The organism is Halalkalicoccus paucihalophilus, from assembly GCF_001593955.1.
GTDB lineage: Archaea > Halobacteriota > Halobacteria > Halobacteriales > Halalkalicoccaceae > Halalkalicoccus > Halalkalicoccus paucihalophilus.
Map to the genome: position 1 here is coordinate 334,698 of NZ_LTAZ01000001.1, position 13,724 is coordinate 348,421.

Sequence of the window (13,724 nt, forward strand, 5' to 3'; positions counted from 1 at the left end):
CGACCTTTTTTGAAGACGTCAGCCGATAGGGCGACCATGAGCCTCCCAATCGATCCCGAGCAGTTGACCGCGGAGGACATCGGCGAAAAGCAAGCGACCCTCGATATGGGCCACGACGAGGCCGTCGAGCACGTCCGCGAGGCGTTCACGGCAGCGGGCTTCGGCGTGCCCGTCGAGTTCTCGCCCTCGGAGTTGCTCCGTGAGAAGGTCGGTTCCGATCGGGACCCCTACTACGTCCTCGGGGCCTGTAACCCGCACATGGCCGACAGGGCGCTCGACGTGACCGAGCGGATCGGCGCGATCTTCCCGTGTAACGTCGTCGTCTGGGAGGTCGAACCCGGCCTCCAGCAGGTCTATCACGTCTCGATCATGCGGATCGCCCGGCTGGTGGCGATCGCGCCCGACGATGACGAGTGGGCCGAGATCGTCGCCGAGACCGGCGAGATGGTCGAACAAGCGATGTCGAACCTCGATAGCAGTGCGAGCGGCGAGAAGCCGCGCGGTTCGCAGGGCGGCAAAAGCGAGGGTTCCGGCGGGAGCCCGCGCTAATTCTCCCGGTCCTCACGGAGCCGTTCGGCCCACACCTCCCCGTTGTCGAACCGATTTTCGAGTTCTGCGAAGCCGACCGGATCAGCCGCTTTCCCCTTATAAACAAACCGCTCGAGCACCAGCGCGAGCGCGACGGGCAAGACGAGCGTCAGCCCGATCAGGGCCAGGAGAGCGAGTTCGGCGGGCGAGAGCGAACCCGCGACGACCAACGCGTCCATACACGCGGTAGGGCAGAGGTGCGAATAAGCGTTCGCCCGTCACTCCTCGACCCGCTCGCGGAGCTCTTCGACTTCGGCTTCGAGTTCGTCGAGGCGCTCGCTGTCGCTCTCGAAAAAGCGTCTGTAGGCTGCGATAACGAGAAAGAAGGGCGCGAGGAAGACAACGATTATCAACAGGATCACAGCGAACTCTATACCGCCGGGAACCGGGCCGAACAGGAGCATGTTTCGGACCGCTGAACGAGCCTGATAGCTCTTCTGGCCGTCGAGTGCGGCCGCCGGATCACGTCGAGAAGTCCGCGAGTGAGGCCTGCACGCCCGCGACCAGCTCCGAGGATCGGCGCAGCTCGCCGGTCGAGATCGGGAGGTGGGGCTCGATTCCCTGAACAGCCCCGTGGAAGGTCTCTGCGACCCCGCTCTCGCCCTCGAAGGCGTCCCGGACGCTCTCGCGGATCTGCCAGACGCCCACGGGAGCCCAGTACTCCTCGGAGACGTGCCGGAGGACGAGGACCTTCGCCTGCCGGCCGATTGAGTCGAGGTACTCGAGTGCGGCCAGTCGGGTCGCGTAGTATGCTCCCGCAGTGCCGCCATCGACGTACCCCGTCCGGCCCTCGTAGCCCTCGTGGTCGCTGGCGATCCAGACCTCCGAGCCGACGGGGTTCCAGACGCTACCGGGCGCCTTCATCTCGACGAGTTCGAACTCCCAGTTTCCGGGGGTAAGGATCGCCCAGTAACGATTACCCATGTACTCGCTCGAAAACACGCGCGTCTCGTCGACGCTCGGATTCGACCGGATCGAACCCCGGAGGAACTTCCCGACGGTGTCGTCGACGGCGGTGATCGACCAGCGGGTCGGGACCAGCCGGCGGCTCTCGGCCTCGCCGAGCGCGCCCGCCGAGAGGATCCGGTTGATCTCGTAGACGTCGAATCCCCGTCGATACAGATAGGTCATCGCGCCCTCGGCGCGCCAGTCGTCGTCCTCCAAGGTCTTCTCGACGGGACGGGGAACGTGGGGGTTCTCGGTCAGAGTCGCGGATTCGGCACCGGTTCGGGGTCCGCGCGGGGCGGCGGTGTCGCCATCAGGGAAATCGAAATCCAGCCGCGAGTCCGAGAGGCCGATCTCTACTCCAACGGGTCGGTCGGCGATGGCGACCTCCCGCTGGGTGCCGACGAAACCGTTCCAGACGTCGTGGACGTTGGGTGATTCGATCCCTCGGGCAGTCGTATCGAGTCCGGCGTCCCGAACGTCCGTAAACCGGTTCGCGTTCAACAGTCCGGTTCGGCGCTGGACCACGTCGTCGATCGAGAGTCCCTGGCGGTACCACGCGCTATCGGTGGCGTATTCCGAAGCGCGCTCCTCGTCGCCGACCGGCGAGAGCAGCCCCGTCGATACTTTGGGGTAGTTCGAGTGGCCGACGAAGATCGAAGGGGCGGTCGAGCCGACCAGCGAGTCGCCCGAGAGCGCCTCGGAGAAGCGGTCCTCGACCTCGTCGAGGTACTGGGTGATCCCGTAGGACTTCTCGCGGGCCAGCCGGCGGCGCTCGGCGGCCTCGTCGCGCTCGAACCCCTCGAGGTACTCGTCGAGTCGCATTCGGCCGTGGTAGGCGGCCGAGTGGCTTGAACGTTCGGCTGGCGGGCGCTCAGGGGCGAAACAGGCTACGGGTGCCTCGCTGTGGGAGGCGATAAAAACGGACCGCGAGACGACGTGTCGTCTCGCGGGTCGATGACCGTCTAGTTGTGAATGCCCATCGCTTCGATCTGTTCCTGATAGCGGTTCCGGATGGTGACTTCCGTGACCTGTGCGACGTCGGCGACCTCGCGCTGGGTCTTCTTCTCGTTACAGAGAAGCGAGGCGGCGTAAATGGCCGCCGCCGCGTAGCCGGTCGGGGACTTGCCCGAGAGCAGTCCCTCCTCGGCGGTGGTTTCGATGATCTCGTTGGCTTTCGACTGTACTTCTTCCGAGAGTTCGAGTTCGGAGCAGAATCGGGGAACGTACTTCTTGGGATCGACCGGCCGCATCTCGAGGCCGAGTTCCTGGGAGATATACCGATAGGTCCGGCCGATCTCCTTTCGCTCGACACGCGAAACCTCGCTGATCTCCTCGAGACTGCGAGGAATACCCTCCTTTCGACAGGCGGCATAGAGCGCCGCGGTGGCGACGCCCTCGATCGAGCGTCCACGGATGAGGTCTTCCTTGAGCGCGCGCCGGTAGATCACGCTCGCGACCTCCCGGACTGAGCGGGGGACGCCCAGCGCGCTGGCCATGCGGTCGATCTCGCTGAGTGCGAACTGGAGGTTGCGCTCGCCGGCGTCCTTCGTCCGGATGCGCTCCTGCCATTTGCGCAACCGGTGCATCTGGCTGCGTTTCTTCGAGGAGATGGACCGGCCGTAGGCGTCCTTGTCCTTCCAGTCGATAGTGGTCGTCAGCCCCTTGTCGTGCATCGTCTGGGTCGTCGGTGCGCCCACCCGGGACTTGCTCTGGCGCTCCGAGTGGTTGAACGCCCGCCACTCGGGACCGGGGTCGATGTTCCCCTCCTCGACGACCAGACCGCAGTCATCGCAGATGAGTTCCCCCCGATCGTCGCTCTTGACGAGGGTGTCGGAGCCACACTCCGGACAGGTGCGGACCCCTTCTTCCTCGTTTGCTCCTTCGGGTTGCTCCGTCTCGTGCTCGCGCTCCCGCTGGCGGGTGGACCGTGTCATCGCACTTAAATAGTAGTGTAATCAGCGCACTTAAACCCTTGGTCCAGTCCGGATTTTGATAGAATTGGATGAAGCGTCGGAAACCGGTCTATCAGTGCTGCCGAGCGATCTACGGGCGATATTCTACGAGATATCGGTACCAGAACGGCTATAGTCCAGAACCGGCCAGCGTCAGACAATGCCCTCTCTTTCCTGTGATCCCGAGGAGGCGCTCGAGAAACTGAAAGACGCGGGAGCGAGCGTTTCGGCCGGGAATACGGACCACGAGCGGTGGCGGGCACGGCTCGGCGAGGCGAACGCGGTCGCCTACGACGACACCGTCGTCGTCCAGGGCGCGCGCCCCGCCGACATCGAATCGGTCCTTCGAGAGGGCGGCGGCCGGGTGCATCTGTACTTCGACGGTGGGAGCCGCGGCAACCCCGGCCCGGCGGCGATCGGGTGGGTGCTCGTCTCGGGCGACGGGATCGTGACCGAGGGGAACGAACGCATCGGGGAGACGACGAACAACCGCGCGGAGTACGAGGCACTCGTGCGCGGGCTGGAGGTCGCCCGCGAGTACGGCTTCGACGAGGTAGAGATCCGCGGCGACTCCCAACTCGTGGTCAAACAGGTCCGTGGGGAGTGGGACGCGAACGATCCCGGAATGCGGGAACGGCGCGTGCGCGTCCACGAGCTACTCTCCGAGTTCGACATCTGGTCGATCACGCACGTACCGAGGGAGGTAAACGAGCGCGCCGACGAACTCGTAAACGAGGCGTTCGAGGATGGCTGAACTACCCGACGATGTCGTCGAGGAGGCGACCCAACTGACGAAACTCGCACGCGCGGCTGTCGATTCCGACGAGGCGGCGGCGTATCGCGACCACCGGACGGAACTGCTCGCCGATCACGGCTTTCGCGCGCGCGTCCGCGAGGACGACGCCACCGAGACGCTCGTCTTACATCCCGCCGAGTGGGTCGAAGACGGGACGATTCGGCCCGACCGGGTCGGGGACGTCGACCGGGCAGTCGAAGTGCAGGTCGCCGGCCCCGAGAGCCCCGACGACTGGGCCGCCGTCGAGGAGCACAACCGCACGGTCGCGGCCCGCGTCCGGGAGGAGTACGGCGAGGTCCACGGGGACAACGCCGACGCCTTCGCCGACTTCATGAGCAATCACTACGCGAAGCGTGTCGAGGCGGCCACGCCCGAGGAGCGCACGGAGTTCGTACAGGAGTACTTCGTTCGTAACGCGTGGCCGAGCGAGGCTCAAAAGGAGGTCGTAGAGCAGTCGCTCGAGTACGTCGAAAAAACGGCGAAAACGGATCTGTCGTAGCTACGGCGTAGTGGACTCTACGCTTCGATGAGGGCCCGAACGTCCTCGGCGCGGTCCTCGTCGGTGACGAGCTTCGAGAAGACCCAGTTCAACTGGCCCAGAACCGTCTCGTAGCCGTCTGCGGTGAGCTCGTACTGGTTGGTACGCTTGTCGAGTTCGCTCTTCTCGACGAGTCCGCGCTCGACCAGGTCGTCGAGGTTCGGGTACAACCGCCCGTGGTTGACCTCGGTGCCGTAGTAGCTCTCTAGTTCGCGTTTGATAGCCAGCCCGTACATCGGCTCCTCGGCGAGGATGACCAGAATGTTGTGCTGGAACGCGGTCAAATCATGTGCCGTCTGCTGGGTGCCCGGAACCGCTTGTGCCTCTGACATCACCGTAAAACATGTCATCGGGCTATTTAACACTTGCCAACCATTCCGTTTGTTTCTATAGAAATTACCAGTCAATATCAAGATATATAGTAAATAGAAGTACCAGTAGTGTTAGATTTTTGTACTATCAAGCGGGCGTGCGGCGGGCAGGTGTCGAAAGGACTTTTTCCTCACCCGGAGCAGGTCGAACCGGAATGACGAACCTCTGGGAAGACCTCGAAACGGGACCGAACCCGCCCGAAGAGATCTACGCGGTGGTCGAGTGTCTCAAAGGCGAGCGCAACAAGTACGAGTACGACAAGGACATCCCGGGAGTGGTCCTCGATCGGGTGCTTCACTCGAACGTCCACTACCCCTCGGACTACGGGTTTATTCCCCGAAGTTACTACGACGACGAAGACCCCTTCGACGTGATGGTTCTCGTCGAGGATCAGACGTTCCCCGGCTGTGTCGTCGAGGCCCGTCCCGTCGGGCTGATGAAGATGGACGACGACGGCGAGCAGGACGACAAGGTCATCGCCGTGCCGGTCGAGGACCCCCGATACGACCACATCGAGGACGTCGAGGACCTCACCCAGCAGACGAAAGACGAGATAGACGAGTTCTTCTCGTCCTACAAGAACTTGGAAGAAGGCAAGGAGGTCGAGACGCAGGGCTGGGAGGACCGCGAAGCGGCCTACGACGCGATCGAGCACGCCCAGGAGCTCTACGAGGAGGAGTTCGCGTAATTCCTGTTAGTAATAATATACTCCGGACCGAATGTTTTATGATTATGGGTAATTTTTTGAAGGGTGAGAGCGTAGCGAGTCGTATGGCAGCACGCACACCCGCCATGGGAATCGCCCATCCGACGGTCGTTCCGACGAACGTCGAGGCGGAGGCGGACGAAGCGCCCCACCGAGACGAGGACGAAGCGATCGAACGGTAGTCAAGCGGCGTGAAACGAAGGTTCTTGTAGGGGACGCCAGTAGAGGGGAATATGGGTCTCTTCGATCGGATACGCGGCGGCGAAGACCTGCCTCGTGTCGCGTTTATCGGTATCGACGGCGTTCCACACACGCTCCTCGCGGACCACCCCGAGGAGTTCCCGAACTTCGCCGCGATCGCCGAGGAGGGGACGGCCGACGCGATCGAGAGCATCGTTCCCCCCGAATCGAGCGCCTGCTGGCCCTCGCTGACGACGGGACAGAACCCCGGCGAAACAGGGGTCTACGGCTTTCAGGACCGCGAGAACGGCTCGTACGACACCTACGTGCCGATGGGCCGTGACGTCCAGGCGACCCGCCTGTGGGATCGCGTCACCGAGGCCAACCGGAAGGCGACGGTGATGAACGTCCCCGTGACGTTCCCACCCCAGCGAACGGTCCAGCGGATGGTCTCGGGCTTTCTCTCTCCCGGTCTCGACAAGGCGGCGTACCCCGACGAACTCCGTGAGACGCTCGCGGGGCTCGACTACCGGATCGACGTGAACGCGAAACTCGGCCACGACGAGGACAAGACCGCCTTTGTCGAGGACGCCCACGAGACGATCGACGCCCGGTATGAGGCGTTCAAACACTACATCGACGCCGACGACTGGGACCTCTTCTTCGGCGTGTTTATGACCACCGACCGGGTCAACCACTTCCTGTTCGAGGACTACGAGCGCGACGGCGAATACAGAGAGGAGTTCATGGAGTTCTACCGGAAGCTCGACGGCTACATCGGCGATCTCCGCGACCGTCTCGCCGAGGATGTCACCCTCATCATCGCAAGCGATCACGGCTTTACCACCCTCGATTACGAGGTCCACTGCAACCAGTGGCTCGCCGAGGAGGGCTGGCTCTCCTTCGAGAACGAGGACCACGCGGAACTCGGCGACATCGCGACGGACGCACGCGCGTACTCGCTCATCCCGGGTCGGTTCTATATCAACCTCGAGGGGCGCGAACCACGGGGAAGCGTTCCCGAGGAGGAGTACGAGTCGGTCCGTGCGGAACTCAAGGCCGACCTCGAGGCGCTCGAAGGGCCGAACGGCGAGAAGGTCTGTGAGCGGGTCGTCGAGAAGGAGGACGCCTTCCGGGGCGATCACGCGGACATCGCGCCCGACCTGGTCGCGATTCCGAACCACGGCTTCGATCTCAAGTCCGGCTTTTCGGGCCACGGCGAGGTGTTCGGCAAGGGACCGCGAAACGGGATGCACAGCTTCGACAACGCGACCCTCCACATCGACGGCGAGGCGACGATCAGCGACGCCAACCTCTTCGACATCGCGCCGACCATCCTCGACCTGATGGAGGCCGAGTACGACCGGGGCGAGTTCGACGGCGCGAGCCTCGTCTAGATCGCCGACCGGAGGCTTTCTTCACCCCGGGCCCGTACCCCCGGGCATGCTCTATCGCGACCTCGACGGCAGCGAGGCCGACAGTCCCGAGGACCTCAGAGAACAGTACGAGAGCGAACTCGCGGACGTGGTCGAATCGGTCGGCGTCGAACGCGCCGCCGAAGGGACGGGGATCGAGACGGATCGACTGGGGGCGCTCGTCGACGGTGAGTCACCCGAACTGACCGTCGAGGAGGCCACGGAGATCCTCGCGCTCTCGGAAGACGAACCCGACGCCGAGATCGTGCGAGCCGAGATCGAGGACCGTCTCCTACTGGGCATGACCACCGCCGTCCTCGACGTGGACACCATCGCCGCGAACCTCGACAGCGATCTCTCGGGCAAGGAGGTCCACCAGCGCGTCGAGGGGCGGGCCCCGATGACGCTCGCCGAATACGCCGAGATCCATCAGTTCATCGGGGAGCAAAAACGATGACGCGAGTCGCGATACTGGGTTGTGGGTACATCGGGCTCGAACTCGGGAGACAGCTCACCGCTCGCGGCCACGAGGTCGTCGGCGTGCGGCGCTCCCCTGAAGGATGCGAGTCGATCGAGGACGCCGGCTTCCGGAGTGTGCGAGCCGACCTCACCGATCCCGACGATCTCGCGCGCGTCCCGGACGCCGACGTGCTCGTCTTCGCGGCGAGTTCGGGCGGCCGGGACGCGGCGGCCGCCCGCGAGGTCTACGTCCGCGGACTCGAAACCGTACTCGGGGAGTTCTCGCAACGCGCTGACCCGCCCGAACGGCTGCTCTACACCTCGAGTACCGGCGTCTACGGCGATCACGACGGGGGCTGGGTCGACGAGGAGACGGAGGTGGAGCCGACCACCGAGAAGACGCGCGTGCTCCGAGAAGCGGAGGAAGTCGCGCTCGACTCGCCCATCGCGGGCACCGTCGTGCGCTTTGCGGGGCTGTACGGCCCCGATCGCTACCGCTTGGAGCGATATCTGGAGGGACCCGTAACGGAGGGGTACCTGAACATGATCCACCGCGAGGACGCCGCCGGCACGGTCCGCTACCTCATAGAGGAGGGCCTCGCCCGGGGCGAGGTCGTGCTGGCCGTCGACGACGAACCCGCCTCGAAATGGGACTTTGCCGACTGGCTCGCGGAACAGTGTGGCGTCCCGGAGCCGGGAAAGGAGACGAAGGAGGAACGCCTCTCGGATCCGGACCTCTCGGAACCCGCCCGACGACGACTGGAGACGAGCAAGCGCTGTTCGAACGAGAGACTTCAGGAACTGGGCTACGAGTTCTCGTACCCGACCTACCGCGAGGGGTATCACGAGGCGGTCAAAGCCTACCCGAGCCGGTAGGAGCGGGCAGTATATTCCGTTCGCTCCGGTAGATCCCCCCATGGCGACCGCAGACGGCACCTGGGCCTACCGGGATCGCTTCGGCGAGGAGTTCGGCCGGACCTATTTCCGCCGGTTCGGCGACGGGGTAGTCTCGAGTCTCGGCCTCGGGACCTATCTGGGTGACCCGACCGACGCGGTCGACGAGGAGTACGAGAACGCGATCACGGCGGCGCTCGAAGGCGGCTGTAACGTCCTCGATACGGCGATCAACTACCGCCACCAACGAAGCGAGCGCGTAGTGGGGCGGGCACTCGACGGGAGCGGGATCGACCGCGAGGCGGTGCTCGTCGCGACCAAGGGGGGCTTCGTCCCCTTCGACGGCGAGCGCCCCGCCGATCCGGGCGCGTACATTCAGGAGAAGTACGTCGATACCGGGCTCGTCGCCCGCGACGAGCTGGTGCGAGGCAGTCACTGCATCGCGCCCGACTTCATCGAGGAGCAACTGGAGCGTTCGCTTTCGAACCTCGGACTGGAGACGATCGACCTCTACTACGTCCACAACCCCGAGACACAGTTGGAGGAACGCTCGCGCGAGGAGATCTACGACACGCTCGAAGGGACGTTCACCCGACTCGAAGAACGTGTCGCCGCGGACGATCTCCGGTATTACGGGGTGGCGACGTGGGACGCCTTCCGGGTCCATCCGGAACACGAGCGCCACCTCTCGCTGCCCGAGATCGCCTCGCGGGCTCGCTCGGCGGCGAAGGCCGCGGGCAACACCGCGACCCATCTCCGGGCGATCCAACTACCCTTCAACGTCCACATGGCCGACGCCTTTACCGTTGAGGCCCACGAGGGGGCCGAGGGAACCGAAAGCGCGCTGTGGTTCGCCCAAAAGGCGGGGCTGAACGCCTTCGCGAGCGCGAGCATCGGGCAGGGCCAGCTGGCGGCGGGGCTTCCGGAGGCGGTCGCAGAACGGTTGGAGGGCGAATCGGCAGCCCAGAAGGCGATCAACTTCGCGCGCAGCGCGCCCGGGGTGACGAGCGCGCTCGTCGGGATGCGCAATCGAGATCACGTCCACGAGAACCTCGATGCCTGTCGATCCGACCCGATGGGGGCCGACGCGTTCGATTCCGTGTTCGAGTAGCCGACCGCGAGGGAAACGGCAACCCCGGCGCGTTCCGAAAGGGTTGGGACCCGCCCACGTCTCGATAGCGGTAGTGACCCGGAGCCGGCTGTTCGTCTCGCTGTGTTCGATGGCGTTCCTCGTCAACCTCGTTCGCGTGGTCTACGCACCGCTCGTCGAGCCGCTGCAGGCGGCCTTCTCCGTTGGACCGGGGACCATCGGGCTGGTCGTTACCCTCGTCTGGACCGGTAGCGCCCTCCCCAGAATCCCCATCGGCTACCTCCTCACGGTCATTCCCCGCCACCGGGTCGTACTGCTTGCCGGCGTGACCCTGACGCTCTCGTCGCTGCTCGCGACGTTCGCGAACTCCGTGCTCACCCTTGCATTGGGAGCGTTCCTGATCGGCACCGCCACCAGCGGGTATTTCGTCGCGGCGAACCCGCTGATCAGCGAGCTCTACACCGGGCAGATCGGACGGATGCTCGGGATCCACGGCGCGGTGATCCAGGTGGCCGCCGTGATCGCCGCGCCGCTTGTCACCCTCGCCCTGCTGGTCTCCTGGCGGCTCGTCTTCGCCCTGATCGGGTTCGGGGCGCTCGTTGCGACCGCCGTCCTCTACCGGACCGCGAAACGCACCGAGTTCCCCGCCGCGAGCGGGGTCGATCGGGACTTCCTGGGTGCGATCCGCGCCGAGTGGCGGCTCATCGCCGTCGGGGTGTTGGTCTTTGGGGCGACGAGCTTCCTCTGGCAGGGACTGTTCAACTTCTATCCCTCCTACATGGAGACCGCCCGCGGGTTCGATCCGGGACTGGCACGGAACCTGCTGACGGTTGCCTTCGCCGCGGGCGTGCCCGCCTTCTGGATCAGCGGACGACTGGTCGATCGCCTGCCCGCCCTCCCGTACCTGCTCGCGGTCATCGGCTCGTTCATCGTCTGCGTCCTGCTGTTGACCGTCACGGAGGGACTGGTCGGGATCGTCCTCCTCAGTGCGGTCATGGGGTACGTGATCCACAGCATGTTCCCCGCGGCCGACACCTTCCTGCTCTCGTCGTTCCCCGACGAGCACCGCGGCGGGGCCTATGCTACGTTCAGCGGCGGGATGATGTTCGGACAGGCGCTTGGGAGCTGGTTCGTCGGCGAACTCGTCGAGTCCGGGATCGCGTACGATAGGGTGTTCCAGGGACTCGCGCTGGCGCTTGCGGCGCTCGTCGGGGCCGTCACGCTGCTGGGGGTCGCCGGTCGACTGCCGGCGGCGACGGAGGTATAACGGCCCGCTTTTACTCGCTCGCCCGAAGGGGAGAGCGATGGAGTACGTCCAGGAGCGGATCGCGACGCTCCACGATCTGACGGGCCAGCCCCCGGACGCACCCACGGACCGCGCCGCCGTCGTCGTCCCGATGACCGATCGCGAGTTCGCTGGACTGGCCCCCGAGCGAACGCTGGAGACGCTCGAAGCCGTCGAACCCGCCCGCGTGATCGTCCCGCTTCGCGCGCCCGCCTCGCGCGTCGGGGCGTTCGAATCGTGGCTCTCGGGGTTCGATCTCGATCTCACTCTCGTCTGGTGTAACGCGCCGGCGGTCGAGGGGCTGCTCGCCGATTACGGGATCGACGGTCCGACGGGAAAGGGTCGGGACGTCTGGCTCGGTATGGGACTGGCCGCCCGCGAGGAGTTCGTCGCGCTCCACGACGCGGACGTGAAGAACTACGACGCCTCGCAGGTCCCCCGGCTGCTCGCGCCCCTCGGCGGGTTCGAGTTCTCGAAGGGGTACTACGCCCGCGTCGAGAACGGCCGCCTCTACGGGCGACTGTTCAGGCTGTTTTACGAGCCGCTGGTCGCGGCGCTCGGGGAGCGCCATTCTCACGAACTCCTCGAGTATCTGGGGGCGTTTCGCTACGCGCTTGCCGGCGAGATGGGGTTCACGTCGACGGTCGCCCGCGAGGTCCGTCCCGAACCCGTCTGGGGGCTCGAAACCGGCCTGCTCGGCGAGACCTTCTCGATCGCCGGTTTCGAGGGGACCGCACAGGTCGATCTGGGCGTCCACGAACACGACCACCGGGCGGTGAGCGGGGCGACGGGACTCGCCACCATGAGCGAGCACGTCGCTGATGCGCTGTTTCGCCTGCTCGAAGACGGGGGGATCGAACCCGATTTCGACACACTGCCGGAGCGCTACCGCGAGGTCGCCGGACGGTTCGTCGCGGGGTACGCCGCCGACGCGGCGTTCAACGGGTTGGCGTACGACCGGGAAGCAGAGCGCGCTCAAGTCGACAGCTACGCCGAGTCGATCCACCCGGCAGGGAGTGACCGGCGACTGCCCGCGTGGGCCGACACCGACCTCTCGCCCGAGGACGTGGCGAGCGCGAGCGAACGGGCGCTCGACGCGCTCTGAACTACCGGCGCTCGCGCCCGAGGCGGTCGACCATCCGCTCGACGCTCGAATCGAGGCGCGGATCGCGCGCGAGTCGCCACCCGCCCTCCCCGTGTGTGACCCGCCCAGCCGACTCCAGTTCGGCGAGTCGTTCACCCACGTCGTCGGGATCGTCCCCGAGGAGGGAGGCGATCCGTTCGGCGGTAGCCGGGTCGGCTTCGCCGATCGCATCGAAGAGCGCGGCGTCGTCCATAGTGCGGGAACGGCCGGGCGGAAGAAAACCGTTTGGCCGGGGTTCTTTGTGCAGCTATTCCTGAGGGGACCTATGCTCACGGACGACGAACTCGCGGGGATCTGTGACCTCTTCGGGGCGCTCACCCGCGAGGAGTTCGAGAGAGCCCGGTCCGAACTCGCCTACCGACAGGGAGAGGAACCCGGTCCCGAGGGTCGAATCGAGGAGGCGCGTTCCGCCTACGCGCTGGTCGAACACGAGGGGCTGGTTCTGGCGGGTCCCGCCGCGTTCCCGACGCTCCCCGAGGGGGCGAGCGACCTGCCCCACATCCTCGACGTCCCCGAACGCGAGGTGGATCGGGAGGCAGCAGGGAAGACAGTCCTCAGACGGCTTTCGGCGGAGGACGACCCGGACCTCGCACGCGAGGTGAGCTACGACCTTGAAGCGTGGGCCCCGGTCGACGCGAGCGCGGTCCGCGACGACGAGCAAGAACGGCTATAGTGTCGGGGCCGATAGATCCACCAATGGACCTCAGTCGGGTCGTCGGTCGGGAGCCCCGCCGGGTCACGGACGAGGAGCGCGAGGCGGCGGTGATCGTCCCCGTCGTCCACCGGGCGGGCGAGCCCCACCTGCTGTTTACGAAGCGGGCCGACGACCTCTCGGACCATCCCGGTCAGATGAGCTTTCCCGGCGGCGGGCGCGAGACGTACGACGAGAGCATCTACGCGACCGCACTACGCGAGGCCCGCGAGGAGATCGGCCTGCGCGAGGAGGAAGCGGAGTTCGTCGGCCAACTCGACGATATTCGGACGGTGACCGCCTTTTCGATCACGCCGTTCGTCGTCGAAATCCCCGACAGGGAGTACGAACCCGACGACCGCGAAGTCGCCGAGATCGCCGTCCTCCCGGTCGCGGGACTCACTGACGAGAGCAACCACGAACTCGAACGGCGCGAACATCCCTACTACGGCGAGATCGTGATCCACTACTTCCACGTCGGCGGCTACACCGTCTGGGGGGCCACGGGGCGGATCGTCGTCCAGTTCCTCGAACTCACCACGGAGTGGCGCGCGCCCGAGCGCCTCGACCCCGAGTCCTACGGATAGGCCGAACGACACGCTTTTGCGCTCGACCCTCCCTACGGGGCGTATGATCGTACAGACGCCACGGGGACTCGCGGATCGG

The 13,724-nt window shown here is 65.6% G+C and carries 18 protein-coding genes; 12 read left to right on the forward strand and 6 right to left on the reverse strand.

Going from position 1 to position 13,724, the window contains the following annotated elements:
* The first annotated feature begins 36 nt into the window (after positions 1–36).
* Positions 37–549 (forward strand): DUF302 domain-containing protein, encoded by a 513-nt coding sequence (locus HAPAU_RS01765; RefSeq protein ID WP_066378799.1) that lies wholly within the window; start codon positions 37–39, stop codon positions 547–549.
* On the opposite strand, the gene HAPAU_RS01770 is transcribed toward HAPAU_RS01765, so the two are convergent.
* The 4 genes from HAPAU_RS01770 to HAPAU_RS01785 all read right to left on the reverse strand — a co-directional run bounded on the left by HAPAU_RS01770 (position 546) and on the right by HAPAU_RS01785 (position 3,470).
* The gene (locus HAPAU_RS01770) at positions 546–767 is read right to left on the reverse strand and encodes a hypothetical protein (protein ID WP_066378800.1); all 222 of its coding nucleotides are present in this window, start codon (positions 765–767) and stop codon (positions 546–548) included. The two genes, HAPAU_RS01765 and HAPAU_RS01770, sit on opposite strands and share 4 nt — an antisense overlap.
* Before the next feature lie 39 nt (positions 768–806).
* Positions 807–992 (reverse strand): hypothetical protein, encoded by a 186-nt coding sequence (locus HAPAU_RS01775; protein ID WP_066378802.1) that lies wholly within the window; start codon positions 990–992, stop codon positions 807–809.
* Between the two features lie 58 nt (positions 993–1,050).
* Positions 1,051–2,358, reverse strand: coding sequence for a DNA repair protein NreA (gene nreA, locus HAPAU_RS01780; RefSeq protein ID WP_066378805.1), 1,308 nt, complete (start codon positions 2,356–2,358; stop codon positions 1,051–1,053).
* Between the two features lie 140 nt (positions 2,359–2,498).
* Positions 2,499–3,470, reverse strand: coding sequence for a transcription initiation factor IIB (locus HAPAU_RS01785; RefSeq protein WP_066378807.1), 972 nt, complete (start codon positions 3,468–3,470; stop codon positions 2,499–2,501).
* A 178-nt stretch (positions 3,471–3,648) separates the two neighbouring features.
* On the opposite strand from HAPAU_RS01785, the gene rnhA reads away from it, so the two are divergent.
* Together rnhA and HAPAU_RS01795 are read left to right on the forward strand one after the other, a co-directional pair.
* On the forward strand, positions 3,649–4,242 hold the full coding sequence (gene rnhA / locus HAPAU_RS01790; RefSeq protein ID WP_066378810.1) for a ribonuclease HI: 594 nt from the start codon (positions 3,649–3,651) through the stop codon (positions 4,240–4,242).
* Positions 4,235–4,783, forward strand: a complete 549-nt coding sequence (locus HAPAU_RS01795) for a DUF7108 family protein (RefSeq protein WP_066378812.1) — start codon at positions 4,235–4,237, stop codon at positions 4,781–4,783. Before rnhA ends, HAPAU_RS01795 begins: the two co-directional genes overlap by 8 nt.
* A gap of 17 nt (positions 4,784–4,800) precedes the next feature.
* Here the strand turns inward: HAPAU_RS01795 and HAPAU_RS01800 are convergent, their stop codons facing one another.
* Complete coding sequence (locus HAPAU_RS01800; RefSeq protein ID WP_066378815.1) at positions 4,801–5,154, reverse strand: PadR family transcriptional regulator; 354 nt, start codon at positions 5,152–5,154, stop codon at positions 4,801–4,803.
* 194 nt (positions 5,155–5,348) lie between these two features.
* On the opposite strand from HAPAU_RS01800, the gene HAPAU_RS01805 reads away from it, so the two are divergent.
* The 7 genes from HAPAU_RS01805 to HAPAU_RS01835 all read left to right on the forward strand — a co-directional run bounded on the left by HAPAU_RS01805 (position 5,349) and on the right by HAPAU_RS01835 (position 12,328).
* On the forward strand, positions 5,349–5,882 hold the full coding sequence (locus HAPAU_RS01805) for an inorganic diphosphatase (RefSeq protein ID WP_066378818.1): 534 nt from the start codon (positions 5,349–5,351) through the stop codon (positions 5,880–5,882).
* Positions 5,883–6,133: 251 nt separating this feature from the next.
* On the forward strand, positions 6,134–7,477 hold the full coding sequence (locus tag HAPAU_RS01810; RefSeq protein ID WP_066378820.1) for an alkaline phosphatase family protein: 1,344 nt from the start codon (positions 6,134–6,136) through the stop codon (positions 7,475–7,477).
* A 46-nt stretch (positions 7,478–7,523) separates the two neighbouring features.
* Positions 7,524–7,952, forward strand: coding sequence for a DUF5791 family protein (locus tag HAPAU_RS01815; RefSeq protein WP_066378821.1), 429 nt, complete (start codon positions 7,524–7,526; stop codon positions 7,950–7,952).
* The gene (locus HAPAU_RS01820) at positions 7,949–8,830 is read left to right on the forward strand and encodes an SDR family oxidoreductase (protein ID WP_066378823.1); all 882 of its coding nucleotides are present in this window, start codon (positions 7,949–7,951) and stop codon (positions 8,828–8,830) included. The genes HAPAU_RS01815 and HAPAU_RS01820 overlap by 4 nt, the downstream gene beginning before the upstream one ends.
* A 40-nt stretch (positions 8,831–8,870) precedes the next feature.
* The gene (locus HAPAU_RS01825; protein WP_066378825.1) at positions 8,871–9,959 is read left to right on the forward strand and encodes an aldo/keto reductase; all 1,089 of its coding nucleotides are present in this window, start codon (positions 8,871–8,873) and stop codon (positions 9,957–9,959) included.
* A 73-nt stretch (positions 9,960–10,032) separates the two neighbouring features.
* Complete coding sequence (locus tag HAPAU_RS01830; protein WP_245634007.1) at positions 10,033–11,205, forward strand: MFS transporter; 1,173 nt, start codon at positions 10,033–10,035, stop codon at positions 11,203–11,205.
* Between the two features lie 37 nt (positions 11,206–11,242).
* A complete protein-coding gene (locus HAPAU_RS01835) occupies positions 11,243–12,328 on the forward strand; it encodes a glycosyl transferase family 2 (protein WP_066378827.1) in 1,086 nt (361 codons plus the stop codon).
* 1 nt (position 12,329) lies between these two features.
* Here HAPAU_RS01835 and HAPAU_RS01840 read toward each other — a convergent pair whose 3' ends face one another.
* The gene (locus HAPAU_RS01840) at positions 12,330–12,614 is read right to left on the reverse strand and encodes a DprA-like winged helix domain-containing protein (protein WP_368085871.1); all 285 of its coding nucleotides are present in this window, start codon (positions 12,612–12,614) and stop codon (positions 12,330–12,332) included.
* A gap of 18 nt (positions 12,615–12,632) precedes the next feature.
* Between HAPAU_RS01840 and HAPAU_RS01845 the strand changes: the two genes are divergently transcribed.
* Both HAPAU_RS01845 and HAPAU_RS01850 read left to right on the forward strand, forming a co-directional pair.
* Positions 12,633–13,040 carry a DUF7109 family protein gene (locus tag HAPAU_RS01845; protein WP_066378836.1) on the forward strand — a complete coding sequence of 136 codons (408 nt, stop codon included), beginning with the start codon at positions 12,633–12,635 and terminating at the stop codon, positions 13,038–13,040.
* A 23-nt stretch (positions 13,041–13,063) separates the two neighbouring features.
* Entirely contained in the window at positions 13,064–13,645 is a 582-nt protein-coding gene (locus tag HAPAU_RS01850) for an NUDIX hydrolase (RefSeq protein ID WP_066378838.1), read from the forward strand.
* Positions 13,646–13,724 lie beyond the last annotated feature (79 nt).

Bases quoted from the DNA above. Each gene is read 5' to 3' on its own strand.
- HAPAU_RS01810 (WP_066378820.1), top strand. From the start codon at position 6,134: ATGGGTCTCTTCGATCGGATACGCGGCGGCGAAGACCTGCCTCGTGTC.
- HAPAU_RS01785 (WP_066378807.1), bottom strand. From the start codon at position 3,470: ATGACACGGTCCACCCGCCAGCGGGAGCGCGAGCACGAGACGGAGCAA.
- HAPAU_RS01805 (WP_066378818.1), top strand. From the start codon at position 5,349: ATGACGAACCTCTGGGAAGACCTCGAAACGGGACCGAACCCGCCCGAA.
- nreA (WP_066378805.1), bottom strand. From the start codon at position 2,358: ATGCGACTCGACGAGTACCTCGAGGGGTTCGAGCGCGACGAGGCCGCC.
- HAPAU_RS01850 (WP_066378838.1), top strand. From the start codon at position 13,064: ATGGACCTCAGTCGGGTCGTCGGTCGGGAGCCCCGCCGGGTCACGGAC.
- HAPAU_RS01820 (WP_066378823.1), top strand. From the start codon at position 7,949: ATGACGCGAGTCGCGATACTGGGTTGTGGGTACATCGGGCTCGAACTC.
- HAPAU_RS01845 (WP_066378836.1), top strand. From the start codon at position 12,633: ATGCTCACGGACGACGAACTCGCGGGGATCTGTGACCTCTTCGGGGCG.
- HAPAU_RS01825 (WP_066378825.1), top strand. From the start codon at position 8,871: ATGGCGACCGCAGACGGCACCTGGGCCTACCGGGATCGCTTCGGCGAG.
- HAPAU_RS01765 (WP_066378799.1), top strand. From the start codon at position 37: ATGAGCCTCCCAATCGATCCCGAGCAGTTGACCGCGGAGGACATCGGC.
- HAPAU_RS01800 (WP_066378815.1), bottom strand. From the start codon at position 5,154: ATGTCAGAGGCACAAGCGGTTCCGGGCACCCAGCAGACGGCACATGAT.
- HAPAU_RS01770 (WP_066378800.1), bottom strand. From the start codon at position 767: ATGGACGCGTTGGTCGTCGCGGGTTCGCTCTCGCCCGCCGAACTCGCT.
- HAPAU_RS01815 (WP_066378821.1), top strand. From the start codon at position 7,524: ATGCTCTATCGCGACCTCGACGGCAGCGAGGCCGACAGTCCCGAGGAC.
- HAPAU_RS01775 (WP_066378802.1), bottom strand. From the start codon at position 992: ATGCTCCTGTTCGGCCCGGTTCCCGGCGGTATAGAGTTCGCTGTGATC.
- HAPAU_RS01835 (WP_066378827.1), top strand. From the start codon at position 11,243: ATGGAGTACGTCCAGGAGCGGATCGCGACGCTCCACGATCTGACGGGC.
- rnhA (WP_066378810.1), top strand. From the start codon at position 3,649: ATGCCCTCTCTTTCCTGTGATCCCGAGGAGGCGCTCGAGAAACTGAAA.
- HAPAU_RS01795 (WP_066378812.1), top strand. From the start codon at position 4,235: ATGGCTGAACTACCCGACGATGTCGTCGAGGAGGCGACCCAACTGACG.